Source organism: Streptomyces sp. NPDC050842 (genome assembly GCF_044456565.1).
In the GTDB taxonomy this organism is placed as follows: Bacteria; Actinomycetota; Actinomycetes; order Streptomycetales; family Streptomycetaceae; genus Streptomyces.
Genome location: NZ_JBITGA010000001.1, coordinates 84,531 through 110,513 on the forward strand (window position 1 = coordinate 84,531; position 25,983 = coordinate 110,513).

A 25,983-nucleotide genomic window follows, 5' to 3' on the forward strand; every position below is an offset into this window, starting at 1 on the left:
CCCTCAGAGCCGCGACAGCTCGTCGACCAGGTCGTCGAGGCCCAGCGGGCCCTGCGAGAGGGCCGCCATGTGCCAGGCCTTCGCGTCGAACGCCTCGCCGTGCGCGGCCCGCGCGTTGGCCCGCCCGAGCAGCCAGGCACGCTCGCCCAGCTTGTAGCCGATCGCCTGGCCCGGCATCGAGAGGTAGCGGGTCATCTCGCTCTCCACGAAGGCCGGCGGGCGGCTGCTGTGCCGCTGGAAGAACTCCTGCGCGAGCTCCGGGGTCCAGCGCTCGCCCGGCCGGAACGGCGAGTCCGCCGGGATCTCCAGGCCGAGGTGCATGCCGATGTCGACGATCACCCGGCACGCGCGCATCATCTGGCCGTCGAGATAGCCGAGGCGCCGCTCCGCGTCGGGCAGGAAGCCGAGCTCGTCCATCAGCCGCTCCGCGTACAGGGCCCAGCCCTCCATGTTGGCACTCACCTTGCCGATGGTCGCCTGGTAGCGGGAGAGCCGGTCGGCGACGTGCACCCACTGCGCGATCTGGAGGTGATGGCCAGGAACGCCCTCGTGGTACCAGGTCGACACCATGTCGTAGACGGGGAAGCGGGTCGTGCCGTCCACCGGCAGCCAGGTGCGGCCGGGGCGCGAGAAGTCCTCGGACGGTCCGGTGTAGTACGGCGCGGCGGCGCCGCCGGGCGGGGCGATCCGGGACTCCACCCGCCGTACGCGGTCGGCCAGTTCGAAGTGGGTGCCGTCGAGCGCTTCGATGGCCTCGTCCATCAGCCCCTGGAGCCAGACCCGTACCTCCTCCACGCCCTCGACGTGCGTGCCGTGCTCGTCGAGGTGGGCGAGGGCCTCCCAGGGGCCCGCGCCGGGCAGGATCCGCTCGGCCTCGGACCGCATCTCGCCGAGCAGCCGGTGGTACTCGGCCCAGCCGTACGCGTACGCCTGGTCGAGGTCCAGGTCGGTGCCGTTGAAGTAGCGGGTCCAGCGCTGGTAGCGCTCACGGCCCACCGTGTTCGGCGCGTCCGCGACGGTCGGCGCGTACACGTCCCGCATCCAGTCCCGCAGCGCCGCCACCGCCTCGGTCGCGCCCCGGGACGCCACCGCGAGCTCGGTCCTGAGCTCCTCGGGCAGCGCGTCGGGACAGACCGCGGCGAACTCCTCGAACCAGCCCCGCCCACCGCTCTCCCCGCCCGCCCACTCGGTGAGCTGGCCGACGAACGTGGCGGTCGGGCGCGGCCCGGCGAAGAGCTTGCGCTCCAGGCCGAGCGCGAGCGCGGAGCGGTAGCCCTCCAGAGCGGCGGGGACGGCCCGCAGCCGGGTGGCGACCGCCGTCCAGTCCTCCGCGGTCTCCGTCGGCATCATGGTGAAGACGATCCGCACGCTGTGGGCGGGCGACCGCATGTTGCTGACCGTGCAGAGGCCCTCGTCGGCCTCGTACACGGCGAGTTCGGCCATGAGGCGTTCCCGCAGCAGCCGGGCGCACCGCTGCTCCGCGTCGCTCTCGGCGCCGGCGACGCGCTCCGCCGCGTCGAGGGCGGCGAGCGTGCGCCGGGCGAGGTCGGCCACGGTCTTCTGCCCGGCGGGCGAGAAGTCGGGCAGACGACCGGCGCTCTCCTTGACTCCCAGGTACGTACCGGTGATCGGGTCGAGGGCGATGAGTGCGTCGACGTGGGCGTCGGCGACCTGGCGGGGCAGCGGGCTGCTGGAAGTCTCTGGCATGGGGGCCATCCTGGCCTCTCCCGCGGGCCCCGTCACCCTCGTTCGATCTCAGTCGGCCGACAAGGAAGGGCCCGCGGAGGGCGGCAGGAGCGGGCCGCACTCCCACTGCTGGAAGATCAGCCGGGTCTCGACCCGGGCCACCTCGCGGCGTGACGTGAACTCGTCGAGCACGAGTCGTTGCAGGTCGGCGGGGTCCGCCACGGCCACGTGGACCAGGTAGTCGTCGGGGCCCGTCAGATGGAAGAGCGCCCGGGACTCGGGAAGGGCCCGGATCCGGTCGACGAACGGACCGATCAGTTCCCGCCGATGGGGCCGGACCTGTACGAGGAGAAGGGCTTCCAGCCCTCGGCCGAGTTTGGCCGGATCCAGTCGTAGCTGGTGACCGAGGATCACGCCCGTGCGGCGCAGGCGGGCCACTCGGTCCAGGCAGGTCGAGGGCGCCACGCCGACCTCGGCGGCGAGCTCGCGATAGGTGGTCCGGGCGTCGTTCTGCAGGAGGCGAAGAATGTGCAGATCGACCGCGTCCAGTACGACAGATTCGGCCATCGGTCGAACGTAGCACGGCCTGTTCCCGCTACCTTCCGGTAAACGTTCACAGTGCCGCCATGGACGCCATGGACCGCGACCCCTCGGCCACCCCGAGGGCGCTCGCCACCGAAGCCGTGCACGCCGGCCGCGAGGACCTCGCCACGCTCGGAGTGCACGCCCCGCCGCTCGACCTGTCGACCACCTACCCCTCGTACGACGCCCGGGCCGAGGCCGCCCGCATCGACGAGTTCGCCACCACGGGCGCCCGGCTCGACGGTCCGCCCGTCTACGCCCGGCTCGACAACCCCACCGTGGCCCGTTTCGAGGAGGCCCTCGCCCGCCTGGAGGGCGCCGAGTCCGCCGTGGCCTTCGCCAGCGGCATGGCGGCCTTCACCGCCGTCCTCCTCGCCCGGGCGAGCCAGGGACTGCGCCATGTCGTCGCGGTCCGTCCGCTGTACGGCTGCAGCGACCACCTCCTGGAGGCCGGGCTCCTCGGCACCGAGGTGACCTGGACCGACCCGGCGGGCATCGCGGACGCGATACGCCCCGACACGGGTCTCGTCATGGTCGAGTCCCCGGCGAACCCGACCCTCGCCGAGGCCGACATCCGCGCCATCGCCCACTCCTGCGGCTCCGTGCCGCTGCTCGTCGACAACACCTTCGCCACGCCGGTCCTCCAGCGCCCGGTCGAGCAGGGCGCGCGGATCGTGCTGCACAGCGCGACCAAGTACCTGGGCGGGCACGGCGACGTCATGGGCGGGATCGTCGCTTGCGACGAGGAGTTCGCCCGTACCCTCCGCCAGGTCCGGTTCGCCACCGGCGGAGTGCTCCACCCGCTCGCCGGCTACCTGCTGCTGCGCGGTCTCTCCACCCTCCCGGTACGGGTCAGGGCGGCGTCCTCCTCGGCCGCGGAGCTCGTCCGGCGACTGGCCACCGACCCCCGGATCGCCCGCGTCCACTATCCGCGGATCGGCGGCGCGATGATCGCCTTCGAGGTCTACGGGGACCCGCACGACGTGATCGCCGGAGTCCGGCTGATCACCCCGGCGGTCAGCCTCGGCAGCGTCGACACCCTCATCCAGCACCCGGCCTCCATCAGCCACCGGATCGTGGCCGAGGGAGACCGGCGCTCGGCGGGCGTCAGCGACCGGCTGCTGCGCATGTCGGTCGGCCTGGAGGACGTCGAGGACCTGTGGCGGGACCTGACGCAGGCACTCAGCGCTCCGCCCGCCGGACCTCCTCGTGAGGCAGTGACGGCGACGGCGAGCGAAGGCTCTGGCGCGGTTCCGTGGCCAGCCGCGCGGTGATGACGAGGGTGCCCTCCTCGATCTGGTAGTCGAGGGGGAGCTGCAGTGCCCGCATGGCGGCCACCATCCCGGTGTTGGACGCCTGGGTCACGGCGTACACGCTCTCGCAGCCGGCCTCCTCGGCCATGGCCACAAGCCGGCCGAGGAGCTCGGATCCGATGCCCCGCCGCTGCCAGTCGTCCTCGACCATCAGGGCGACCTCGGTCTCGTCGCCGTCCCACAGGAGGTGGCCGAGGGCGACGAGCCGGCCGGAGGCCGTCTGCACGGCGAGCGTGCGCCCGAAGCGGGGGCTGAGCAGGTGGTCGAGGTAGCGGTCGGCGTCGCCGACCGGGCCGTGGTAGCGCAGGCCGAGGGTGCGTGCCGAGCAGCGGTCGTGCATCGCCCGCGCGGCGCGCAGGTCGCGCTGGTCCGCGCGGCGGACGGTGATCTCGTTGCCCTCCGGCAGGGTCAGCACGTCCTGGCTGCGCGGGAGGCGCGGGCCGAGCCGGGCGTCGAGCTCGACGAGCGCGCGGGCGCGGGCGAACTCGGTCGGGGTGAAGGGCAGATAGGGCCGCTCGACGATGAGCGTGCCGCCGTGCGGGTCGCGCAGCCGCATCACGGTCTCCTCCAGGACCCCTTCGACCGGGGCCTGTTCGCCGAGGGGACGCCCGGTGAGGGAGAGCGCGGGGACGGAGTGGAGCGTGCAGCGGCCGAGGAGCTGGCGCAGCGCGAGCGGCAGTTCGGCGGCGTCGAGCGCCGTACGGGTGGCGAGGCCGAGAACCCGCGTGGGGGTGTCGACCAGATCGTGGGCGTCGGCCCGCTCGGTCCAGGTGTCGGTGCCGCCGGCCGCCGCGGTCTCGCGGGCGAGGGCCTGGGCGGAGAGGTCGGCGGGGGCGCGCAGCAGGAACTCGTCGACCGTGCCCCGGGCGAGCGGGTGGGTCTGGAGGGTGAGGATGTCGACGCCCAGCCGGGCGAGGACCGTGCACAGGGCGGCGAGGCTGCCCGGGGTGTCCTCGACGGTGGTCCGCATGCGCCACAGGACCGTCTCGACGGGCGGCCGCGGGGCGTCCTCCGCGCCGGCGTGGGCGTCGGCCGACGGAGCCGTGGTGGAGCGCCCGCCGGAGTCACCGCTGGTGGCCCCGGGGGGCGGTGCATGGCTGGCATGACTGCCCCGCCGCGCCCACCACGTGTGGAAGGCGGCGGTGGCGGCCAGCGCGATCGCCGAGAACACCAGGAGGTAGTGGCCGTCGGGCCCCTTGGCGATGGTCTTGGCGATCGTGTCGGCCACCACCACGGCGGTGAACAGGGCGGCGAGCTCGATCAGGTCGTGCCGCCAGTGGTGCGGGCGGCGGGTGCTCTTCGAAGACGTCACATCGGTCATGGCTTCACTGTGACCCAGTGGTGTTGCGTGATCACGAACGTTTTGTGACTGACGGGTTAAGCGCCGATCTGGTGCCTTAGAGGCCGATTCAGACCGTTTGGGTCACAGTCTGATCGGCCCCTTGGTCAGCCTCCTGATCGGCCTCCTGATCGGCCTCCTGATCGGTCTCCTAGCCGAGTGCGGCGCGCAGCCGCTTCGCCTGGACGACCAGTTGCGAGGAGCCCTTGCCCGAAGCGACGCCGTCCAGCCCGGGAAGCTCACCCCGCGCCCCGCACCGCTCGACGCAGTCGGCCGCCACCGCGAGCACCTCGCCGAGGCCGCGCACCGGCTTCCCGGCGCCCAGCAGCTCCGGGAGCGCCGCTTCGAGCACCGCCCAGACCGTCCCGTACGCCCCCGTGACCGCCGCCGTCCGGGCCGCGTCCGCCAGCCGGTTCGGCTTGACCGACCCCTCGGCGACCAGCCACGCCAGTTCCTCGCCGACCTTCCGGCCGTCCAGATCGCCCCGGGACCCGAGCACGAGCAGCGCGTCCACGGCCCGCAGCCGGTCGTCGGCGTCCCCGGCGCCCAGGGCGAGCGCGAGGGCGACCGCGACGGCCCGGCCCACCCGGCCCTCCGCCTCGGCCAGCCCGGTCAGCGGTTCGGACGTCTCCCCCGAGCCGCCGCCGCGCGCGAGCGACGGCACGAAACAGGCCGCGAGCACCTCGCGGTCGGCCGGCAGGATCGGGGCCCAGTGCTCCCCGCCGGAGACCCAGTGGTAGCACCGGCGGGGCGCCGTCTCCAGCGTGCCGCCCAACCACCGGAAGGCGGGCGGGAACTCCTCCCGCACCATGGCCCGGTCGGCGAGCTCGACCACCACCCGCTGGAAGACGCCCCGTCTCTCCAGCGATCGGTCCTCCTCCCGTGTGAGGAACCGTACGGACGCCGCCAACGGCTCGTCCGCCCGCAGCCACGCGCCGAGGCGCTGACCGGCCTCGGTGCCGAGGGCCGACGCCTCCACCTCCGCCCGCCCGGCGTCGGGGGCGGTCCGCAGCACCCGCAGCAGGGCCTGGGCCAGATCGACGGGGGCGGGGTCGACGCCCGCGTCCCGGTAGGCGCGCAGCCGCTCGACGAGCACCAGGGGATCGACACCGCCGGTGCTCACGGTCGGCGAAGCGAGGAGGAAGGGCAGCGCGTCCGTGCCGATCAGAGCGGAGGCCTCCCACAGCCGCGCGTCCCGGATGCCCGTCAGTGTCTCGTGGAGGCAGGCCGCGCTCCCCGGTTCCCGCACCCGCCGTTCCTCGATCCACGACGGCTCGAGCAGCCCGAGGAATCCCGCGAGCACGGCGTGGAGCGGACGGAAGTCGTTCGAGAAGTGGTGAGGCTCCTGCCAGCTCTTGGTGGTGAAGGCCTCCAGCACCGCCCGCGTCAGCGCTTCCCGGTCCCGGTGGGCGTGCCGCACCAGCCCGTCGAGCGCCCGCTCGAACCGCACCGGATCGTCGTTGACCCCCTTCGCCAGCATGCCCTCGACGAGCTCCTCGATCGTCGCCGCCGGGGGCCCGGCCGGCTGGGGCTCCGGTACGGGCGGCAGGATCTCCTCGTACGGGAGCCCGGTGTCGCCTTCCAGGGAATCCCCGAACAGCTCCACGGCCGTCTGCCGGTGCGCCGGGCTCAGCAGCCCGGCCTGACCGGCGAGCTCCAGTCGTACGGAGTCGTCCACGGCGGACAGGTGGCGGCCCACCAGCTTCAGCGCGCGTCCCTGGAGGTCGGTGTCCTCGTTTCCGAAGACCTCCGCGACCGCGGGCAGCAGCTCGGCCGCCGCGCCGGGGTCCCGCGCCAGCACCTTGCCGACCAGCGCCAACTGGGCCCGCACCAGCTTCTTCTCGGTCCGGAAGAGCACCGAGCTCGTCATCTCGGCCAGTGCGGCGGTCGACAGCCCCCCGTCCACCGCCAGCCCGGCCAGTACCTCCTGCGCGTACCCCGCGATCGGCGACGGGGTGTCCGCCGTCATCCCGACGAGGTCGGGGACCCGCTCCCGGAACTCCGCTTCCGTCGGCTCGACCAGCCGCAGCACGTCCATGGGGAACCGCAGGTCGCGCGGTCGGCCGCCCCTCAACAGCCGGGACAGGGCGGCGTCCAGGACCTCGGTCCGGTCCAGCACGCCTTCCCCGACGAGCGCCGCGACCGCCGTGGGCCAGTGCGCGTGGGGAGCCTCGGTGACCGTCCAGGTCAACCCCTCCGGGCTCTCCGCCATCGAGAGGGCGTGGAGCGCCAGGACCGGTGTCTGCGGATCCGCCCGCAGCCGCTCCAGGAGCTCGGGGCCCTCGAACGACCGCCGCCAGCGGCTGCCGGCGCGGAACTGCCACGCCCAGCCGAGGACGTAGCCGTCGGTTGCCGGCACCGCGCAGCCGGCCCGCTCCACGAGGCCCCGGATCAGTTCGTAACTGTGCTCCGCCACGGCCGGCCGTGCGGCGAGCCGGCCCGCCACGTCGGCCAGCCACTCCGGAGACCGGCCGTCGACCGCCTGGAGCACCAGGCCACTGCCCTCCGAGCGCCAGGGCGCCAGATCACGGCTGCCGAGCCAGGTCGCCGCCGCCGACGCCCCCGGGTGACAGCCGGCCCCCGCGACGTACAGCGCGCGCCGGACGTCGGCCGCCTCGCGTGGGCGCTTCGTCTCCCAGCCGCGCACCTCGGTACGGAGCGACTTCAGCTCCGCGAGGACCGCACCGCGCTCCGCCGTCCCCAGCCCCTCCAACAGGGAGGGCACCTCGTCGGCGCGCCCACCGCGCACCGCCTCGACCAGCTTCTCGACCCCCACGGACTGCCCTTCCCCCTCGGCCTTCGTCGTGCCCACGGCCTTCTCCGTCCCTCGTGTCACTGCGCCGCCCCCATCTTCCGCTCCTCCGCCCCGCACCCCGTCACCGCACGGCCTCCGGCTCCGCCCCCGGCGTCACTTCCGTCTCCGCACCCGGCACCATCTGCGGCTCCGCACCCGGCACCGGCTCGGCGGCCGACGCGCCCCGCCGGACCATCCGCACCGCGAGCGCGTGCTTGCACGGACCCCGCCGCCCCTGGTGGTCCGCCCACCACTGGCACGTACAGTTCAGCGCCCCGCCCGACTCCCGGACCCGGTAGCGCCGCTCGCCCGAGGCCACCGTCGCCAGCGCTCCTTCGAGCTCCACCGCGCCGTCCGCGACCAGTCGGCGCGCGCTCACCAGGCGAGGATTGTGCCGCTCCGCGCGATCCGCGTCGTACGGCAGCTCCCGGTGGAAGTAGGCCGCCTCCGCCACGTCGTACCCCACGCGGCCCGCCGTGCCCAGCCGGGTCAGCGCCGCGCGCACCCGGTCGACCGTGAGACCGGCCTGCGCCGCGAGGTCCGCCAGGTCGATCCGAGGTTCCCAGGCCAGCAGCACGGCGACCAACTCCGCGTCCTGCGCGGCGTCCTCCGTCGCCAGCGCCTCCAGGACCCCGCCCTCACCGGAGAAGCCCCGCGCCGGGTCGGGCGAGAGCGTCAGCGTGAGCCGCATGCCCGGCAGGGTCACCTCCCAGGCGCTCGCCGTGGCCGCGCCGTCCGGCACCGGCCCGTACACCCGCAGCCCCGTCGCGTGCCGCAGCACCCGCTCCAGGGCGACGAGCCGGTCGGGGCCCGGCAGGCACACCGCACCCGGACCCGGCCGCGTCGTGGGACGCAGCGTCCGGCCCGCCGGGACGATCCACAGCGCGGCGCGCCCCCGGGCCTGGGTGCGCGACAGGGACCGGAGGAACCGGACGGCCTCCGTCCCCGTGAGTTCGGCCCGCAGGTCGAACCGGGCCGAGGCGACCTGCGCCTCGGCGAAGCCCCGCAACCACCGGTCCGGCAGCGGGACCTTCTTCTCCACGACCGCCCCCGCGAGGGTGGTCACCGCCATCTCCTCGGGGCCGACCCGCAGATGCAGCGGATCGTCCCCGGTCATCCGCGACAGCGCCTCGCGCAGCGGGTTGTTGACGTCCACATTGGTCGTGCCGTGGCCCGTCTCCGCGCCGCCGAGCCCCTCGTCGAGCACGTCCAGGCGCGCGTACACCCCGCCGCAGCCGGAGAAGGACTCGAACCGCAGCCGGTCCCCGTTCCCCGTCACCACCGGGTCCAGCGAAGCCGGCCGTGTCCGCTGGTGGTAGCGGGCCGCCGCCACGTCGGCGACCGCGAGCAGACCGCGGGCGGCGACCTGCGGAGCGGCCAGGAAGCCGGAGAAGAAGCGGGGATGGGCCTCGGCACCCCGGGGTGTGAGCCCCCCGGCCGTCTCCAGGCCGAGCAGCCGGCCGGAGCCCGTGGACTCCAGTGCGGAAGGGCGTGCGTAGGCGAGCGCATGTACGGATCGCGTCATGGAGAAAACGGTAGGGCCCCCCACTGACAATGACCGGGGCCCTCGCCCTACCGCCCTGCCTATCGCTCTCCGAACCCCCTCTGACCAGGACTTACTGTCCGACGAGCCCCGGCCGCAGCACCTTGCTGAACAGCACCGAGCCGCCCTCGGCCCGCAGCCGTACCGTCAGCTCGCCGCTGTGGCCGTCGATGTCGACCTCGCCGAAGTACTGCGGGCTCTCCATCGGCGACAGGTTCGCCCGCTCAGGCGCCCGGACGAAGACCCGCTCCGGACCGAACGTCGCGTCCAGCGCGTTGGCCGGGAAGCCGCCCGCCGCCAGCGGACCGGACACGAACTCCCAGAAGGGCGCGAAGTCCTGGAAGGCGGCCCGCTCCGGCGCGTAGTGCTGCGCCGACGTGTAGTGCACGTCCGCCGTCAGCCACACCGTGCCGGTGATCCGTCGGTGCTTCACGAACCGCAGCAGCTCCGCGATCTGGAGCTCGCGGCCCAGCGGCACGCCCGGGTCGCCCTGCGCGATCGCCTCGAAGTTCGCGGACCCGTCCGGCACGACCAGGCCCAGCGGCATGTCCGCGGCGAGCACCTTCCACACCGCCGTGGACGCCGCCAGCTCCCGCTTCAGCCAAGCCAGCTGCTCCGCGCCGAGGATGCCGGTCGTGTCGTCGGCCTGCCGGCCGGGGGAGTTGGCGTTCCGGTACGACCTCATGTCGAGCACGAACACGTCGAGCAGCGGCCCGTACCGCACGACGCGGTGCATACGACTCTCCCGCCCGCGCGCGTGGAGGGTGGACACCGGCGTGTACTCGCCGAAGGCGTGCAGGGCACGGGCGGCGAGGACGTCGACGTCCTTCTCGGTGTAGCGCGCGTCGTCCAGGATCTGCCCCGGGTACCAGTTGTTGCGCACCTCGTGGTCGTCCCACTGCACCACCGACGGCACCTGCGCGTTGAACGCCCGGACGTTGTGGTCGAGCAGGTTGTAGCGGAAGTTGCCCCGGTACTCGTCGAGCGTCTCCGCGACCTTCGACTTCTCCGGCGTCGTGACGTTCCGCCAGATCCGCCCGTCCGGCAGCGTCACGCTCGGCTGGATGACCCCGTCGGCGTAGATCGAGTCGCCGCTGCACAGGAAGAAGTCCGGGTCGAGGCGGCGCATCTCCTCGTACGCGCGGAAGCCCCCGATGTCCGGATTGATGCCCCAGCCCTGGCCCGCGATGTCGCCCGACCACAGGAAGCGGACGCCGTCGCGGCGACGCTCCGGGGCGGTGCGGAAGGTGCCGACGACCGGCTCGCCCGTCCGGCGCGGATCGTCCGGGTCCGCCAGCGTCACCCGGTAGTGGATCTGCTCGCCGGCCGGCAGCCCGCGCAGCGCGGTCGTGCCGGTGAAGTCCGTGCCCGCGCCGACCAGCGGCCCGTGGTGCCGGCGTACCCGCCGGAACGACTCGCTCGCCGAGGTCTCGACGAGCATGCGCGCGGGCCGGTCCGATCGCACCCACACCAGGCCGGAGGAGGCCGTGACGTCGCCCGTCTGCACACCCCAGGCGGCTCGCGGCCGCCCCGAGAGCGCGAACGCCGGGGCCGCGAGTCCGGTGCCGCCGAGCGCGAGCGCCGCCGAGGCGGCCAGCGACCCGCGCAGCAGACCGCGCCGGGCGGGGGAGAGAGGGGAATCGGGCACCGAGTGGGACATCGAAGACCTCCAGAAGCGTGTCCGGGCACGGGAGTCGCGCGCCGCCGCCCCCTGCCTAACGGCCGGGGGCGGCGCCCACACCAACCCCGCGTGAACAGATCACTCCCGGCCCACGGCCTCGGCCACCAGCCGGACGCCCCGCGTGATGACGGACGGCGACAGATGCGCGTACCCGATGACCAGCCGTACGTCCCCGTCGGAGGGCCGCGCCGTGCCGTACTCCTCCAGCGGCCGCAGCGCCACACCCGCCTCCGCCGCCCGTGCCAGGAACCGCGCAGGAGGCCCGAAGCACCCCGGCACGCGCGCGATGACGTGCAGACCGGCCGCGATACCGCTCACCCGGGTGCCGGGCAGATGCTCGTCGAGCGCGGCGAGCAGCGCGTCCCGCCGCTCCCGGTAGGCGCGCTGACACCGCCGCAGCTGCCGGTCGTACGCGCCGCGCGTCACGAACTCCGCGAGCACCGCCTGATCGAGTACGGGATTGCCGAGGTCCATCGTCCGCTTGCGCTCGACGACCTCGCCGAGCAGCGCCCCGGGGACGAGCATCCAGCCGAGCCGCAGCCCGGGCGCCAACGACTTGCTGACCGTGCCCGCGTACGCGACGCGCTCCGGGTCGAGCCCCTGGAGCGCGCCGACCGGCGCCCGGTCGTACCGGAAGTCGCCGTCGTAGTCGTCCTCCAGGACGTACCCGTCGACGGCCCGCGCCCAGTCGAGGAGGGCGGCGCGCCGCTCCGCCGACCAGCTGATCCCGGACGGGAACTGGTGCGAGGGGGTCACGACCACCGCGCGCACCCCGGAATCGGCGAGCGGCCCGGGCAGCAGCCCCTCCTCGTCCAGCGGCAGCCACACCGTGTCCATGCCGGTCGAGGCGAACAGCCGCCCGTGCTCCGGACTGCCCGGATCCTCGATGCCCACCGTGCGCACCCCCCGCGCCCGCAGCACGAAGCCCATCAGCGTCGACGCCTGGGCCACGCCCGAACAGACCACGAGCCGCTCCGGATCGGCCACCACTCCCCGCCGCCGCGCCAGCATCCCCGCCAGCGCCTCGCGCAGCTCGGGCAGTCCGCGCGGGTCCGGGTAGCCGAGAGCCGGGTGCGGCAGCCGCGCCATGACGGACCGCTGGGCCGCCGCCCACGCGGCCCTCGGGAACAGCGACAGGTCGGGGGTGCCCGGATGGAAGTCCACCTGGATCCCCGACGCGCCGGGCGCGAGATCGAGCGCCCCGCGCACGGCCGAGCGCGCCGCACCGCCCACCCAGGTCCCCGCGCCCCGGTCGCTGCGCAAGTACCCCTCGGCGGTGAGCTGTTCGTACGCCTCGGTCACCAGGCCCCGCGAGACGCCGAGGTCGGCCGCGAGCTCCCGGCTCGACGGCAGCCGGGTCCCCGGCGTCAACCGACCGGAACGCACCGCGTCCCGCAGCGCCTCCTGCAAGACCCGCCCCCGCCGCCGCGCCGGGGCACCGGCCGTCGGCAGGAGCAACTCCCAGGCCGGCTGCGCGACTGGACCCGCCTCCGCGACGGGCGGCCCGGGCGGACGTACATGCGGAGGAATCCCGTCCGCCGCGATGCCGTGACCGTCACGCGTTCGTCTCGTCCGGGGCGATGACACGTCCGCCTCACGATCCTGTCCCTGGGGGTCCGCTCCCGACGAGTATGCCGTGCCGGGGATGTGGCGCTCCTCCGAGGGGCCAGGCGCCTACCGGTCGGCGACCTGGTCGGCCAGCAGGCGCAGTGCGTCGGCCGAGGGGGTGTCGTTGGGGGTGTAGACCTCCAGGCGGTGGTCGGGGCTCTCGGGCTGGAGCCATACCTGGTAGTCGATGTCGACCCCGCCGACGGTCGGGTGTCGCAGGCGCATCGTGCCCACGGTGCAGTCCGCGACGTCGCCCTTGGACCACAGCCGGGTGAAGGCCTGGCTGCGCATGGCGAGTTCGCCGATCAGTTCGGCCAGGCGCGCGTCCGTGGGATATCGGCCCGCGGTGAGCCGCAGGTAGGCGACGTGGGTCCGGGCCAGCTCGTCCCAGTTGCCGTGCAGGTCCCGGGTGAGGGAGTCGAGGAAGAACATCCTCGGTAGGGACGGCCGCCGCGCGGGATCGTGGGGTGCCTCGAAGTCGACGTGCTCCGCGACGAGGGCATGCCCGGTGCGGTTCCAGGCCAGGACGTCCCCGCGCCGGCCGAGCACCACGGCCGGCGTCCTCTCTCCCAGGGACGCCAGGAGCGACAGCACCCGTCGGTGCGGCTTCTCCGGGCGGGGCCGGACGAGGTGGGGCGTGGTGGGCTGACGGGCCAGGTTGTGCAGATGGGTCCTCTCGGCCGCATCGAGCCGGAGCACGCCCGCGAGCGCGTCGAGGACCTGCCGGGACGCCGTACCGGGCTGCCCCTGCTCCAGCCGCGTGTAGTAGCCGGCGCTCACCCCGGCGAGCTGGGCGAGCTCCTCGCGGCGCAGACCTGGGACACGGCGGGCGGTGCCGTACGCGCGGAGTCCGACGTCGGCGGGCGTGACCCGGTCGCGGCGGGTCTTGAGATAGGCGCCGAGGCTCTCCAGTTCCATGACCGCGAGCGTAGGCGGCCTGGTCCGTGCGTGGGTGTACCTGTCGGGTGTACCCACGACGCGGGGATGGCTGGCGGGCGGACGGTGGCCCACCGTCGGACGCATGAATCCCGTTACCCCTTCGCCCGGTCCGCGCGCGTGGCTCGGTCTGCTCGTCGTCCTCGGTCCGGTCCTCCTCGTCGCGATGGACGGCTCGGTCCTGTTCCTCGCGATGCCCTCGGTCGCCGAAGCGCTGTCGCCGACCGCCGGCCAGACGTTGTGGATCCTGGACGTCTACGGATTCGCCGTCGGGTCCCTGCTCATCGCGTTCGGGAACATCGGCGACCGGTACGGGCGCCTGAGGCTGCTGATGACCGGAGCGGCGGTGTTCGGCGCGGCCTCGGCGGGAGCGGCCTTCGCCCCCGGTCCCGAACTGCTGATCGCCTTCCGGGCGTTGATGGGGGTGGCCGGGGCCACGCTGCTGCCGTCGGCGCTCGCGGTGCTCGGTGAGCTCTTCACCGATCCGCGTCGGCGGGCGAAGGCGATCGGCGTCTTCGCGGCCACCTTCGCCGCCGGTTTCGCGATCGGCCCGGTCGTCGGCGGACGGCTGCTGAGCAGCTTCTGGTGGGGGTCGGTCTTCCTGATCAATCTCCCCGTCGTCCTCCTCTTCCTGGCACTGGCCCCGGTCCTGCTCCGCGAGGTACGCGCCACCGGGAGCGGCCGCGTCGACGTCGTGAGTGTTCCGCTCTCCGCCGTGGGCATCCTGCTGACCGTCTACGCGATCAAGTCCGCCGCCGCGGAAGGGCCGGCGGTGGCCCCGGTGGTCGCGGGGGCGGCCGGCGTCGTCACCCTGGGGTGGTTCGTCCGGCGGCAACTGCGCCTCGAACACCCGCTGATCGACTTCCGTCTCTTCCGCGACCGGGTGTTCGCGATCGCGGCCGTGACCGGTTTTCTGCCGCTGGCCGCATGGTCGGCGGCGGCCTACCTCGGCGGCGTCTACCTCCAGTCCGTGCTGGGGCTGACCGTCCTCGACGCGGCCCTCGTCGCGCTCCCGGGCGCCGCCGTCCTCACCGTGACCTGCGTCGTCACCCCGGCGATCGCCGCCCGCACCGGCACCCGGGCCGCGCTCGTCACCTGCCACTTCCTCGTCGCCGCGGGCCTGTTCCTGCTGTCGGCGACCGGCGTCTCCGGCGGCATCGGCTGGTACGTCGCCTCCACCGTCGTCGCCGGTGTCGGTTACGGGATCTCCTTCAGCGTCGTCGCCGACACGGCCGTCGCCGCGGTCCCCGCGGAACGCGCCGGGGCCGCGGCGGCGATCGCCGAGACCGGCAACGAGCTCGGCAACGCCCTCGGCATCGCGCTGCTCGGCTCGCTGGCCGCCCTCGTCTTCCGGCTCCAGGGACCCGATGTCGCCGGCACCCTCGACGAGACACTCCGGATCCCCGGCCTCGTACCCGCCGTGACCGAGGACGCGAAGTCGGCCTTCGTCACCGGCCTGCACACCGCCGCCGCCGTCGCGGCCGTCCTCCACGCCGCCCTCGGCGTCCTCTCCCTCCGCCACCTGCCGAAGGCCGCGGACAGGCCCTAGGACCCTGTCCGGCCCTAGCCGGTGATCTCGATCGACCCGTCGTCGGACGGCACAGCGGGCGCCGGTCCGGTCCGCGCCGGTACGGGCTTCCGCTGGGTGAAGCCCTGGAGGAGCTGGGCGAGGTCGACTCCCGTCGTGGAGGAGAGGAGTTCCATGCCCTGGGCGACGTTGTCGGTGACCGTACGGGTCAACTGGCTCGCCCCGTCCGTGGAGATGACGGTCAGCTTGTCGACGGCCGAGAGCGGCTCGGACGCCTTGGCGACGACCTGCGGCAGGACCTCGACGAGCATCTGGAGGACGGCGGCGTCGCCGTACCGGTCGAAGGCGTCGGCCTTCTTCTCCATCGCCTCGGCCTCGGCGGCACCCTTCGCCGCGATGGCCGCGGCCTCCGCCTCGCCCTCGATGCGCACGGCGTCGGCGAGGGCCGCGCGGTGGGCCTTCTCGCCCTCACCGGTGAGCCTGGCCCGCTGGGCGTCGGCCTCGGCCTGCTTGACCAGGCCGATACGGCGCGCCTCGGCCTCCTGCTCGGCCTGGTAGCGGGCCGCGTCGGCGGGCTTGCGGACCTGGGTGTCGAGCTGACGGTCGGTGAGCGCGGCCTGGCGTGCGGCGACCTTCTCCTGCTCGGCCAGGATGTCCTGCTGGCGTGCGGCGTCGGCGAGCGGACCCGCCGCGTTGGCCTGGGCCGCGGCCTCGTCGGTCTGGGCCTTGATCTCGGCCTGCTTCAGGTAGAGGGTCCGCTGCGCGATCGCGATCTCCTCCTCCGCCTTCAGCCGGGCCTGTTCGGCGGCGCGGCGGGCGACGGCCTCGGCGATGTCCGCCTCCTGCTTGGCGCGGGCGGCCTCGGGGCGCCCCAGGTCCTCCAGGTAGGAGCCCTCGGTGGTGATGTCCTGGATCTGGAAGGCGTCGAGGACCAGGCCCTGCCCGGACAGGCTCGCCTCGGCCTCCTCGGCGACCTGCCCGGCGAAGGCGGCGCGGTCCCGGATGATGTCCTCGACCGACATGCGGCCGACGATGGACCGGAGCGCGCCGGACAGCACTTCCTGCGTGAAGCCGACGATGCCGTCCTGCTGCATGAGGAACCGCTGCGCGGCCGCCCGGATCGAGTCCTCGGTGCCGCCGACCTTGACGATCGCGACGCCCTCCAGGTTGGCCTTCACCCCGCGCAGGGTGACCGCGCCGCGTACCGCGACGGGGATGTGCCGGCTCGACAGGTCGAGGGTGAACTTCTGCTGCACGAACGGCACGACGAACACTCCGCCGCCGACCACGACCTTCTGGCCGCTGTTGTCGGTGAACACCCGCCCGGTCGCGGGATCGGTCGCCTGCTTGCCGCGGCGGCCCGTGATGATGAACGCCTCGCTAGGCCCGGCGACCTTGTAGCGGGTGACGACGGCCAGGCCGAGGAGCACGACGAGGACGACGATGCCCACGACGGCGGCCAGGACAGGACTCATGGTGAATTCCCCTTGGATGGAAGTGAGTGGGAGAGGGCGGGGTCAATGCTCGACGGGGCGGACGGTCACCGACGTCGGCGACGGCACGGACTCCACCCACACCTCGGTGCCCCGCGCCACCGGCTCCGCGGCCTTCGCCGCGTACTTCACCGGCTGCCCGCCCAGATACAGCAGCACCTCGCCATAGCCGTCGGCGGGAATGGCCGTGACCACCGCACCCGACGTACCCGTGAGGTCCTCGCCCCGAGGCGCGGGCGCCGCGCCGTCCCGGAGCAGCGCCCGGCTGAACCGCCAGGTGAGCCAGGCCACGACGGCGCCCACGGCGATGCCCGTGAGGGTCGAGGCCACGGCCCCGGCACCCGCGGCGCCCGTCGCGATGGCCCCGCTGAACCCGAGGGCCGACACGAAACCGGCGATCACCGGCAGCGACAGGACCCCGTCGAGTCCGCTGAGTCCGCCTCCGATCGACTCGAAGAACCCTTCGAGGATGCCGTCGAAGACGAGCGAGAGGGCCAGCAGGACGAGACCCGCACTGCCGAGACCCAGAAACCACCCCATGCGCGCCACCCCGTTCCGGGCGACCCTGTTCCGCCCCCACGAGGATGCTTCCACGGAACAGCACGGATGGTCATTGCCGTATCCCGGCAATCTTTACGCGCTCTTGATGCCGTCAGGGACGAGGCGGGCGCTCCGGATTCACAACGGCTGGTCGGGCCAGCCGAGGAGCCGCGCCCCGACGACGGCCGTCTGGAGTGTGTAGCGCTGGACCGGATCGCCGGGATCCGAGCCCGTCAGCCGGTGGATGCGATCGAGGCGGTACGTCATCGCCCGCACGCTGAGGCTGAGGCGGCGGGCCGCCTGCGCGGTGACGCAACCGGTGTCGAAGTACGCGGTGAGGGTGTCGAGCAGGGGCTTCGGGCCCCCGCGCGCCTGCTGGAGCGGGCCCAGCACGGTGTGGACGAGATCGGCCATCGCCTGCCGGTCGCGGGCGAGCACCGGGTAGACGAGGAGGTCCGCGGCGTACAGGACCGGGTCGTCCAGGTCCATGCGGGCGGCGAGGTCGAGGGCGTTGAGGGCTTCCTCGTACGAGTGGACGACACCGCCGGCGCCCGGGTGCCCGCGGCCGACCGCGACCTGGCCGCCGCCGGTCGCCGCGTACGCCTGCTTGGCGAAGTGGGTGAGCACCTCGGGCTCGTCGGCGGGCGCTACGCAGATCAGCCGGCCGTCCTTCGTCGTGAGCAGGATCCGCCGGTCGCCGAAGCGGGCGAAGAGCGACGACTCGACGGCCCGGGTGACCGCGCAGCCGTCGTCGTACGGCTCCGGGCCCCGTGCCACGGCCACGGCATGGGCGTGCGACAGGAGCAGCCCGAAGCGCACCGCACGCTCGGCGAGCCTCCCCAGGTCGCTGCGCCCGTACAGCAGGTCGTCGACGAACTCCCGTCGCGCGGCCTCCTCCTGACGGATCGCGAGCCGCTGCGCCCGCTCGTGTCCCTCGGCGAAGGCGTCGACGGCCTGCTCCATGGCGCTCAGGAGGTGACCGACGGCGGAGTGCGGCACGTCGGGGAGGACCCGCTGCGCGGCCGAGAGATGGGCGCGGACGAGGACCCGCAGGCCGATGCCGACCTCCGCGGCCCGCTCCCCCCGGGAACGCAGGGCATCGCGCTCGTCACGGGTGAGTCTGCGGCCCTCCGCGCACACGCCGGTCAGGATCTCGGCGTACCCCTCCATGTACCCCTCGATCGGCTCCCTCTCCGTCACGGCCCCTCCCGCCCCTGCCCTCCGCGCCTTGACGAGTTCCTGACGCACGGAGACCAAGGGTGACACGCCGTCCGCCCGGCCCAGGAACGGCCCAGGAATGGGCCCAGGAATGGCCCAGGAACGGCCCAGGGACGGAAGTGGTCCCCGATGGCGCCGGGAAAGTGGACCTTAACCAGGACCGCGCCGCTTCCTAGCGTCGGGACCATGAACGCGAACTCCCTGCGCGGCGTCCTCCTCGTGACCCTCGCCTACGCCCTCGTGGGCGCCTCCTTCACCGCCAACAGCCTCCTCGGTGCCTATCCGTACGCGGGCGGGCAGGCCCTGCGGTACGCCGCGGCCTGTCTGCTCCTGCTCCCGCTGCTCGGCCGCGGCGGACTCGCCCCGCTCCGGGCCCTGACGCTCCGCCACTGGATGCGGCTCGCCGCCGTCGCGGCCGTCGGCATGGTCGGCTTCAACCTCGCGGTGCTCGCCGCCGAACGGACGGCGGAACCGGCCGTTCCCGGTGTCCTGGTCGGCTGCGCCCCGGTCGTCGTCGCCGTCCTCGTCCCGCTGACCGAGGGCCGCAGGCCCGCCCCCGCCGTCCTGTACGGGGCTCTGCTCGTCGCCGCCGGTGCCTTCACCGTGCAGGGCTGGGGGCGGACGGACCTGGCGGGGATCGGCTGGTCGGTGGCGGCGCTCGTGGGCGAGGTCGGGTTCACCGTGCTCGCCGTACCGGTGCTGCGCCTGCTCGGGCCGAAGCTGCTGACCGCCGCCGTGTGCGGGATCGGCGCGGTCGAGGCGACGCTCGTCGGCCTCGCCGTCGACGGGGCCGACTTCGTCCGGATTCCGACGGCCGTGGAGACGGGCGCCCTGGTCTGGCAGGCGGCCCTGGCCACGGTCGTCGGATTCGTCCTCTTCTATATGGGCGTCCAGCGGATCGGCATGGAGCGGGCCACCCTCTACACCGGGGCGATCCCGGTCGCCGCCGCACTGAGCGCCGCCCTCGTCGCGGGTGCCGCCTTCGGGCTCCCGCAGGCGGCCGGCGGCCTCCTCGTGGGAGCCGGGGCCGCGCTGGGCACCGGCCTGTTCAGCCGTAAGAGGTCAGCGGCTGCCGTCCAGGATCACGCGGGCGACGAGAGCCGGGTCGTCGTGCATGGGCACATGGCCGCAGCCGGGCAGCCGCACGAGCCGGGCGCCGGGCAGGGCGTGCTTGGCGCGGACGCCCTGGCGGCGCAGGAGCAGCCGGTCCTTGGTGCCCCAGGCGACGGTGACCGGGATGCCGGGCACGTCCCCGGGGGTGGGCGCGTTCCGGCCGGCGACCAGGGTCTGGTGGAAGCCGGAGGCCGTGCGCAGGGCGAGGGTCTCGGCGACGACCGCCTCGGCTGAACGCCGGCCGGGGCGCGCGTAGATGGTGCTGGTGAGCACGGTCCGCCCGACGGGGGTACGGGAGAGCCGCTCGATCAGCGGCACGGGCAGCGACAGGGCCGCGCCCCGCATGGCCCGCAGGGTCCCGAAGGCGTACCGCCGCTCGCTCTCCGACCAGAAGCCCGCGGGGGAGAGGGCGGTCACCGAGCGCACCAGCTTCTCCCGGCCGAGCTCCAGCGCGAGCAGCCCGCCCAGGGAGTTCCCCGCGACGTGCGGCCGGGCGAAGCCGACGGCCTCGCAGAAGGCGCCGAGCACCGGGACGACGGTGGGGAGGCCGTAGGGGCAGCCCTCCGGAAGGGCGTCCGAGGCGCCGAAGCCGGGCAGGTCGACGGCGATCACCTCGCGCTCGGTGGCGAGGATGTCGAGCACCGGCTCCCAGGCCTGCCAGTGGTGCCCGATGCCGTGGAGCAGCAGCAGGGGTTCACCCGAGCCCCTCCGTTCGTACGCGAGGGACGTCGTGCGGGGACCCGACGGGGTCCCGATCGAGAACGCGATCCGTGTGGGCATTCCGGCTCCCCTGAAGTTCCTTAGACGACTCGTCAGCAAGAATTACCGTTCGGTAGCCAGTAGTTCAAGACCGGGAGTCGGAACTGGACAGCGCGGCAGCGGTCGGCTGGGATGGCAGGGTGCCCACCGATATCCCGACCACGCCGACCGACACCCTGACCGACCTCTTCGAGGAGCACCGCCGGATGCTCCTCGGTGTCGCCTACCGGATGCTCGGGCGTGCCGCCGACGCCGAGGACGTCGTCCAGGAGGCCTGGCTCCGCTGGACCGCCGAGGACCGCGCCTCCGTCCGCGAGCCGCGCGCCTTCCTCGTACGGATCACCACCAGACTCGCCATCGACCGGCTGCGACAGGCCCAGGCGCGCCGCGAGTCCTACGTCGGCCCCTGGCTGCCCGAACCCGTCGTCACCGACTTCGGGGCGACCGCCCCCGACACTGCCGAGCGCGCCCTGCTCGCCGACTCCGTCTCCCTGGCCGTCCTCGTCGTCCTGGAATCCCTCTCCCCCCTGGAGCGGGCCGTCTTCGTGCTGCGCGAGGCCTTCGGTTTCCCCTTCGGGGAGATCGCCACCGCGCTCGACCGCTCCGAGGCGGCCGTGCGCCAGCTCGCCGGCCGGGCCAGGCGGCACGTCGACGAGGGCAAGCCGCGGTACGACGTCGACCCGGCCGAGCGCCGTGACCTCACCGAGCGCTTCCTCACCGCCGCGGCCGGCGGCGACCTCGGCGAGCTCGTCACCCTGCTCGCGCCGGACGCGCGCCTCGTCGGCGACAGCGGAGGCAAGTCCAAGGCCCCGCTGCGGATCATCGACGGCGCCGACAAGATCGGCCGCTTCTTCCGTGGTGTGGCGACGGGGACGGGCACGACGTACGACTACCGCTTCGCCGAGCTCAACGGCGCCCCCGCCGTGATCGCCTTCGTGGACGGCCGGCCGGACTCGGTCTTCCAGATCGAGGTACGCGACGGGCGCGTCCAGTGCGTCTACATCATCCGCAACCCCGACAAGCTCCAGGGCCTCGCCGACCTCTGAAGTCCTGCCCCGACCCAGCCTCCGACCCCGCCCTGACCCTGCCTCCGGCCCCGTCTCCCGCCCCGGGAGGCGGGGCCGTTTGCTGCGTCGGGCACACGGGGGCGCGAACGTCCTGTGAACGATCTAGGTCAGAGGGTCACATTCGGGGTCGTTTGACGGAGGATTGGTCTTGACCAAGGGGGTGGCTCGCCTTATGGTCGCAGAGTTAGTGCAGGAACCTTTAATAAACAAGGGCGCGGAAAAACGCCGCGGGACACGGCGAATTTGCGGAGGATCAGGGTGGGGACCACGCAGCTGGAATCGGTACCGGAGCCGAAGTACCAGCACCTCAAGACAGTGATCGGCGAAGCGCTCGACTCGGACTTCGCCGTCGGAGAGATCCTGCCCAACGAGCGGGAGCTCGCGGCGCGCTTCGGCGTCGCCCGTGCCACGCTCCGCCAGGCCCTGGAGCAGCTGGAGCTGGAAGGCCGCCTCCAGCGCCGCCGCGGCGTCGGCACCACGGTCGCCCCGCCGCGCGTCGGCGTGGACGTCTCCACCGCCCAGCACGCCTGGCCCGGCGTCGGCGACGAGACCTGGCAGCCCCAGGACTCGGTGAGCGACGTGGCCCCGGCCGTCGTCGCGCGCGTCCTGGAGACCGCCCCGGACGAGCGGGTGCACATCGTGCGCCGCATCCGCGTCACCCAGGGCCAGTCGGTCGCCGCCGAGCTGCTGTACGTGCCCGCCGCATCGGTGCCGGGGCTCAGCGCCATCGACACCCCCGCCGGACCCGCCAGCGCCCGCACGGTGCTGCGCGAGCTCCAGCACCTCGCCCTCGACGGCCAGGACCGCTCCGTGGAGCTCGGTTCGGCCCGCGCCGACGACGCCAAGGAGCTCGACCGGCTGCCCGGCGCGCCCGTCCTCGTCGTGACGACCCGTTACCTCTCCGAGGGGCGCACCGCCGCCGTCTCGGTGGCCACGTACCGTGCCGACACCTGCCGCCTCACCTTCGGTGACTCGGTCGACCTGGTGATGGCCTCCTAGGCACTCGCCACACCGCACGCACCGGCCCGTCGAGGGACCGCCACTCCGGCGGTTCAGCGGCGGGCCGTCACCGTTCCGTCGACCGCGAAGAGCTGCTCCTCGACATGGTCGAGGGCGAGCCGCAGCGCGCCCGTGCCCACGGCGGCCTCGCCCAGGAGCGAGAGCACCACGCGTGGCGGCCGCAGGCAGAAGCGCGCCAGCTCCTCGCGGAGCGGCGGGAGCACACCGTCGAGCCCGGCGGCCCAGCCGCCGACGACCACCAGCTCGGGGTCGATCGCGAGCACCAGCGCCGCCACGTCGTGCACGAGCCGCTGGATGAACCGGTCCACCGCCGCCTCCGCCCGGGCGTCGCCCTTCCGGGCCAGCGCGAAGACCTCGGCGACCGCCTGCTCGTCCAGCGGGTGCAGCGGTTCGTCGGTGGTCGACAGGAGATGCTCGGGGGTGACCCCGCGGCCCAGCAGGTGCAGGGCGCCGATCTCCCCGGCCGCCCCGCCGTAACCGCGGTGGAGCCGGCCGCCGATCAGCGAACCGGCGCCCGGGCTCAGCCCCGCCAGGACGAAGACGATGTCGTCGGAGTCGGTCGCGGCACCCTTCCAGTGCTCGGCGACCGCCGCCGCGTTCGCGTCGTTCTCGACGATCACCGGGCATTTGAAGGAGCGCCGCAGGCGCTCGCCGAGCGCGAGGCCCGTCCAGCCGGGCAGCGCCGTGCCGAGGCGTACCGTGCCGTCGGCCTCCACGATGCCGGGCGTCCCGACGCCGACGGCCCGCAGATTGGACCGGGCGACCCCGGCCCTGCGCAGCACGTCCGCGACGACCGCCCGCACCTTGTCCAGACGCTCGTCCTCGGGGGCCGTCTCCGCCACCTCGCGGGACCCGGCGCCGATGATCCGGCCGTCCAGACCGGAGAGCAGGGCGGCCACGCGGTGCGGGCCGATCTCGATGCCGAGGAGATGACCGGCCTCCGCACGGAAGCGGAACCTCCGCGCCGGACGCCCCTGGCGCCGGGCCTCGCCCTCCTCGGGCGCCGACTCGACGACGAGCCCGCCCTCCATGAGTCCCTCGACGACACCTTCGACCGTCGGCCGGGACAGACCCGTGATCCGGGTCAGGTCCGTGAGCGTGGGCGCGTCGGCGCCCCGCAGCGCATGAAGTACCACCGCGGAGTTGATCCGCCGCAGCAGAGACGGATCCCCGCCGGTCAGCCGCCCCACAGTGTGTCCTCCCAGCTCGTGCACCTCTTCGGCGGATGGTACTCAATGGGCCGGGGCGCGGCGAGTGCCGCCCCCGGGCCCGTGCGGACCCGGGCCCCTCGCCGGCCCGCCTGACGCGCCGCCAACTGTCAGTGGCGGCCGCTTTACTGGCCCCATGACCATGGCACGCCACCTGGCGACGATCGACGAGTTCCGCGCGCGCCTCACCGGCGGTCCCGACGGCGGTCCCGACTTCCACCTGGCGGAGCTCGCGACGAGCGAGGACTTCCGGGACGACGACGGCACCCGCCGGGAGCTCGCCGAGGAACAGTACGAAGCGGAACGGGACGGGCTGGCCGCCCTGCTCACCGTCCGCTGGGGCCCGCCGACGGAGCTGGACCTCTGGCCGGTCCTGGAGCGGAGCCTGGCCGGCGAGTCCTTACCGGAGCCCTGGTCCACCCTCGCGAACCACACCGCGGAACTGCGCCTGTGGTGGGACGGCGGGCAGTGGATCGCCCTGGGGATCTCCCAGTGGGACAAGGAACTGCCGCTCCAGCTCCTCGCGCTGGTGACAGCGGTGCGCCCACCTCAGTCGTAGGGGACGGCCTCCCGGAGCCTCGCGTACTCCTCGGCCATCGTCGCCGCCGTCCAGTGGGCGTTGAGGCCGCTCGGGTTGGGCAGCGCCCAGACCCGGGTGGAACCGATCACGCGTTCCTGCGGCCCGATCGCCGCCCTCGGCTCGCCGAACGCCGTCCGGTACGCGGTGACCCCGACGACCGCGAGCCACCGCGGCGCCAGCCGCTCCACCTTCTCGACCAGGATCCGCCCGCCCTCGCGGTACTCCTCCCGGCTCAGCTCGTCGGCCCGCGCGGTGGCCCGCGCCGCCACGTTCGTGATGCCGAGCCCGTACGACAGGAGCTCGTCCTGCTCGTCCGGCCGCAACTGCCGCGGGGTGAACCCGGACAGGTGGAGCACCGGCCAGAACCGATTGCCCGGCCGGGCGAAGTGGTGGCCTGTCGCCGCCGTCATGAGACCCGGGTTGATCCCGCAGAAGAGCACGGAAAGGCCGCCCGCGACCACGTCGGGAACGACGCGGTCGCGAGCGGCCTCCAGCTCTGCCTTGGTGAACCGGGGGGTCCCGGTCAGAGGATCGCGCCGGGGGCGTAGGCGGCGGCCTCCGGGTGCTGCTTCAGGATCTCCTCGATACGGGAGACCACGGAGGCGACCTGGTCGGCGGCGGCGCCCGTGAAGGACAGCTTGTCCGCCATCAGCTCGTCGAGCTGCGCCCGGTCCAGCGGGATCCGGTCGTCGGCGGCCAGCTTGTCGAGGAGCTCGTTGCGCTCGGCGCCCTGCTCGCGCATGGCGAGGGCGGAGGCGACGGCGTTCTCCTTGATGGCCTCGTGGGCGACCTCGCGGCCGACCCCGGCGCGCACGGCGCCCATGAGGACCTTGGTGGTCGCCAGGAACGGCAGGTACCGGTCGAGCTCGCGGGCGACGACGGCCGGGAAGGCGCCGAACTCGTCGAGCACGGTCAGGAAGGTCTCCAGGAGGCCGTCGAGCGCGAAGAAGGCGTCCGGCAGGGCGACACGGCGGACCACGGAGCAGGACACGTCGCCCTCGTTCCACTGGTCACCGGCGAGCTCGCCGGTCATCGACGCGTAGCCGCGCAGGATGACCATCAGGCCGTTGACACGCTCGCAGGAGCGGGTGTTCATCTTGTGCGGCATCGCCGAGGAGCCGACCTGGCCGGGCTTGAAGCCCTCCGTGACCAGCTCGTGGCCCGCCATCAGACGGATCGTCTTGGCGATCGACGACGGCGCGGCGGCCAGCTGCACGAGCGAGGTGACCACGTCGTAGTCGAGCGAGCGCGGGTAGACCTGGCCGACCGAGGTGAAGGCGTTGGCGAAGCCGAGGTGCCCGGCGATCCGCTGCTCCAGGTCCGCCAGCTTGCCCGCGTCGCCGCCGAGCAGGTCCAGCATGTCCTGCGCGGTGCCGACCGGGCCCTTGATGCCGCGCAGCGGGTAGCGGCCGAGGAGCTCCTCCAGGCGCGCGTACGCCACGAGCAGCTCGTCCGCGGCGGTCGCGAAGCGCTTGCCGAGGGTGGTCGCCTGGGCGGCGACGTTGTGCGAGCGGCCCGCCATGACCAGCTCCGCGTACTCGGCGGAGAGCTTGCCGAGGCGGCCGAGGACGGCGACCGTACGGTCCCGCATCAGCTCCAGGGAGAGGCGGATCTGGAGCTGCTCGACGTTCTCGGTGAGGTCGCGCGAGGTCATGCCCTTGTGGACGTGCTCGTGGCCGGCGAGGGCGTTGAACTCCTCGATGCGGGCCTTCACGTCGTGCCGGGTGACCTTCTCGCGCTCGGCGATGGAACCGAGGTCGACCTGGTCGAGAACGCGCTCGTAGTCGGCGAGGGCGGCGTCCGGAACCTCGATCCCGAGGTCCTTCTGCGCACGCAGCACGGCGAGCCACAGCTGACGCTCCAGCTTCACCTTCTGCTCGGGGGACCAGAGGACGGCGAGCTCCGCGGAGGCGTAGCGGCCGGCCAGAACGTTGGGGATACGGGGCTTCGCAGTCACAGCAGTCACGTGGAGAGA

At 73.7% G+C, this 25,983-nt stretch carries 20 protein-coding genes and 1 pseudogene; 6 read left to right on the top strand and 15 right to left on the bottom strand.

Annotated elements, in window-relative coordinates:
- Positions 1 to 3: 3 nt before the first annotated feature.
- Both ACIBG6_RS00430 and ACIBG6_RS00435 read right to left on the bottom strand, forming a co-directional pair.
- Positions 4 to 1,707 (bottom strand): DUF885 domain-containing protein, encoded by a 1,704-nt coding sequence (locus tag ACIBG6_RS00430; RefSeq protein WP_399220229.1) that lies wholly within the window; start codon positions 1,705 to 1,707, stop codon positions 4 to 6.
- A 48-nt stretch (positions 1,708 to 1,755) separates the two neighbouring features.
- Positions 1,756 to 2,253: an Lrp/AsnC family transcriptional regulator gene (locus ACIBG6_RS00435; protein WP_189513211.1), complete on the bottom strand. Its 498-nt coding sequence runs from the start codon at positions 2,251 to 2,253 to the stop codon at positions 1,756 to 1,758.
- 59 nt (positions 2,254 to 2,312) lie between these two features.
- On the opposite strand from ACIBG6_RS00435, the gene ACIBG6_RS00440 reads away from it, so the two are divergent.
- Positions 2,313 to 3,542, top strand: coding sequence for a trans-sulfuration enzyme family protein (locus ACIBG6_RS00440; RefSeq protein WP_399220230.1), 1,230 nt, complete (start codon positions 2,313 to 2,315; stop codon positions 3,540 to 3,542).
- On the opposite strand, the gene ACIBG6_RS00445 is transcribed toward ACIBG6_RS00440, so the two are convergent.
- From ACIBG6_RS00445 to ACIBG6_RS00470, 6 genes are all read right to left on the bottom strand, one after another.
- Positions 3,451 to 4,902 carry a GNAT family N-acetyltransferase gene (locus ACIBG6_RS00445; protein WP_399220231.1) on the bottom strand — a complete coding sequence of 484 codons (1,452 nt, stop codon included), beginning with the start codon at positions 4,900 to 4,902 and terminating at the stop codon, positions 3,451 to 3,453. The two genes, ACIBG6_RS00440 and ACIBG6_RS00445, sit on opposite strands and share 92 nt — an antisense overlap.
- Before the next feature lie 169 nt (positions 4,903 to 5,071).
- Positions 5,072 to 7,732, bottom strand: coding sequence for a DUF6493 family protein (locus tag ACIBG6_RS00450; protein ID WP_399220232.1), 2,661 nt, complete (start codon positions 7,730 to 7,732; stop codon positions 5,072 to 5,074).
- Positions 7,733 to 7,796: 64 nt separating this feature from the next.
- Positions 7,797 to 9,239, bottom strand: a complete 1,443-nt coding sequence (locus ACIBG6_RS00455; protein ID WP_399220234.1) for an SWIM zinc finger family protein — start codon at positions 9,237 to 9,239, stop codon at positions 7,797 to 7,799.
- 91 nt (positions 9,240 to 9,330) lie between these two features.
- On the bottom strand, positions 9,331 to 10,917 hold the full coding sequence (locus ACIBG6_RS00460; RefSeq protein ID WP_399220235.1) for an alkaline phosphatase D family protein: 1,587 nt from the start codon (positions 10,915 to 10,917) through the stop codon (positions 9,331 to 9,333).
- A 99-nt stretch (positions 10,918 to 11,016) separates the two neighbouring features.
- Entirely contained in the window at positions 11,017 to 12,468 is a 1,452-nt protein-coding gene (locus tag ACIBG6_RS00465; RefSeq protein ID WP_399221139.1) for a PLP-dependent aminotransferase family protein, read from the bottom strand.
- Between the two features lie 144 nt (positions 12,469 to 12,612).
- On the bottom strand, positions 12,613 to 13,464 hold the full coding sequence (locus ACIBG6_RS00470) for a helix-turn-helix transcriptional regulator (RefSeq protein WP_399220236.1): 852 nt from the start codon (positions 13,462 to 13,464) through the stop codon (positions 12,613 to 12,615).
- 103 nt (positions 13,465 to 13,567) lie between these two features.
- Between ACIBG6_RS00470 and ACIBG6_RS00475 the strand changes: the two genes are divergently transcribed.
- Positions 13,568 to 15,031 (top strand): MFS transporter, encoded by a 1,464-nt coding sequence (locus tag ACIBG6_RS00475; protein ID WP_399220237.1) that lies wholly within the window; start codon positions 13,568 to 13,570, stop codon positions 15,029 to 15,031.
- A 14-nt stretch (positions 15,032 to 15,045) separates the two neighbouring features.
- Here ACIBG6_RS00475 and ACIBG6_RS00480 read toward each other — a convergent pair whose 3' ends face one another.
- The 3 genes from ACIBG6_RS00480 to ACIBG6_RS00490 all read right to left on the bottom strand — a co-directional run bounded on the left by ACIBG6_RS00480 (position 15,046) and on the right by ACIBG6_RS00490 (position 18,213).
- Positions 15,046 to 16,485, bottom strand: coding sequence for a flotillin family protein (locus ACIBG6_RS00480; RefSeq protein WP_399220238.1), 1,440 nt, complete (start codon positions 16,483 to 16,485; stop codon positions 15,046 to 15,048).
- A gap of 42 nt (positions 16,486 to 16,527) precedes the next feature.
- Positions 16,528 to 17,043 carry a hypothetical protein gene (locus ACIBG6_RS00485; protein ID WP_399220239.1) on the bottom strand — a complete coding sequence of 172 codons (516 nt, stop codon included), beginning with the start codon at positions 17,041 to 17,043 and terminating at the stop codon, positions 16,528 to 16,530.
- A 138-nt stretch (positions 17,044 to 17,181) separates the two neighbouring features.
- Complete coding sequence (locus ACIBG6_RS00490; RefSeq protein ID WP_399221140.1) at positions 17,182 to 18,213, bottom strand: PucR family transcriptional regulator; 1,032 nt, start codon at positions 18,211 to 18,213, stop codon at positions 17,182 to 17,184.
- A 234-nt stretch (positions 18,214 to 18,447) separates the two neighbouring features.
- On the opposite strand from ACIBG6_RS00490, the pseudogene ACIBG6_RS00495 reads away from it, so the two are divergent.
- Positions 18,448 to 19,284, top strand: a pseudogene (locus tag ACIBG6_RS00495) (EamA family transporter); the annotation flags it as partial.
- 39 nt (positions 19,285 to 19,323) lie between these two features.
- On the opposite strand, the gene ACIBG6_RS00500 reads toward ACIBG6_RS00495, so the two are convergent.
- Positions 19,324 to 20,154, bottom strand: coding sequence for an alpha/beta fold hydrolase (locus ACIBG6_RS00500; RefSeq protein ID WP_399220240.1), 831 nt, complete (start codon positions 20,152 to 20,154; stop codon positions 19,324 to 19,326).
- Between the two features lie 119 nt (positions 20,155 to 20,273).
- On the opposite strand from ACIBG6_RS00500, the gene sigJ reads away from it, so the two are divergent.
- A complete protein-coding gene (sigJ, locus tag ACIBG6_RS00505) occupies positions 20,274 to 21,179 on the top strand; it encodes an RNA polymerase sigma factor SigJ (protein ID WP_399220241.1) in 906 nt (301 codons plus the stop codon).
- Between the two features lie 279 nt (positions 21,180 to 21,458).
- Positions 21,459 to 22,199 carry a GntR family transcriptional regulator gene (locus ACIBG6_RS00510; protein ID WP_399220242.1) on the top strand — a complete coding sequence of 247 codons (741 nt, stop codon included), beginning with the start codon at positions 21,459 to 21,461 and terminating at the stop codon, positions 22,197 to 22,199.
- Positions 22,200 to 22,252: 53 nt separating this feature from the next.
- On the opposite strand, the gene ACIBG6_RS00515 is transcribed toward ACIBG6_RS00510, so the two are convergent.
- Complete coding sequence (locus ACIBG6_RS00515) at positions 22,253 to 23,410, bottom strand: ROK family transcriptional regulator (RefSeq protein WP_055644759.1); 1,158 nt, start codon at positions 23,408 to 23,410, stop codon at positions 22,253 to 22,255.
- A gap of 154 nt (positions 23,411 to 23,564) precedes the next feature.
- On the opposite strand from ACIBG6_RS00515, the gene ACIBG6_RS00520 reads away from it, so the two are divergent.
- Complete coding sequence (locus ACIBG6_RS00520) at positions 23,565 to 23,987, top strand: hypothetical protein (protein WP_399220243.1); 423 nt, start codon at positions 23,565 to 23,567, stop codon at positions 23,985 to 23,987.
- Here the strand turns inward: ACIBG6_RS00520 and mug are convergent.
- Together mug and purB are read right to left on the bottom strand one after the other, a co-directional pair.
- On the bottom strand, positions 23,978 to 24,469 hold the full coding sequence (gene mug, locus ACIBG6_RS00525) for a G/U mismatch-specific DNA glycosylase (protein ID WP_399220244.1): 492 nt from the start codon (positions 24,467 to 24,469) through the stop codon (positions 23,978 to 23,980). The genes ACIBG6_RS00520 and mug overlap by 10 nt on opposite strands.
- 62 nt (positions 24,470 to 24,531) lie before the next feature.
- Entirely contained in the window at positions 24,532 to 25,974 is a 1,443-nt protein-coding gene (purB, locus tag ACIBG6_RS00530; RefSeq protein WP_056642208.1) for an adenylosuccinate lyase, read from the bottom strand.
- Positions 25,975 to 25,983 lie beyond the last annotated feature (9 nt).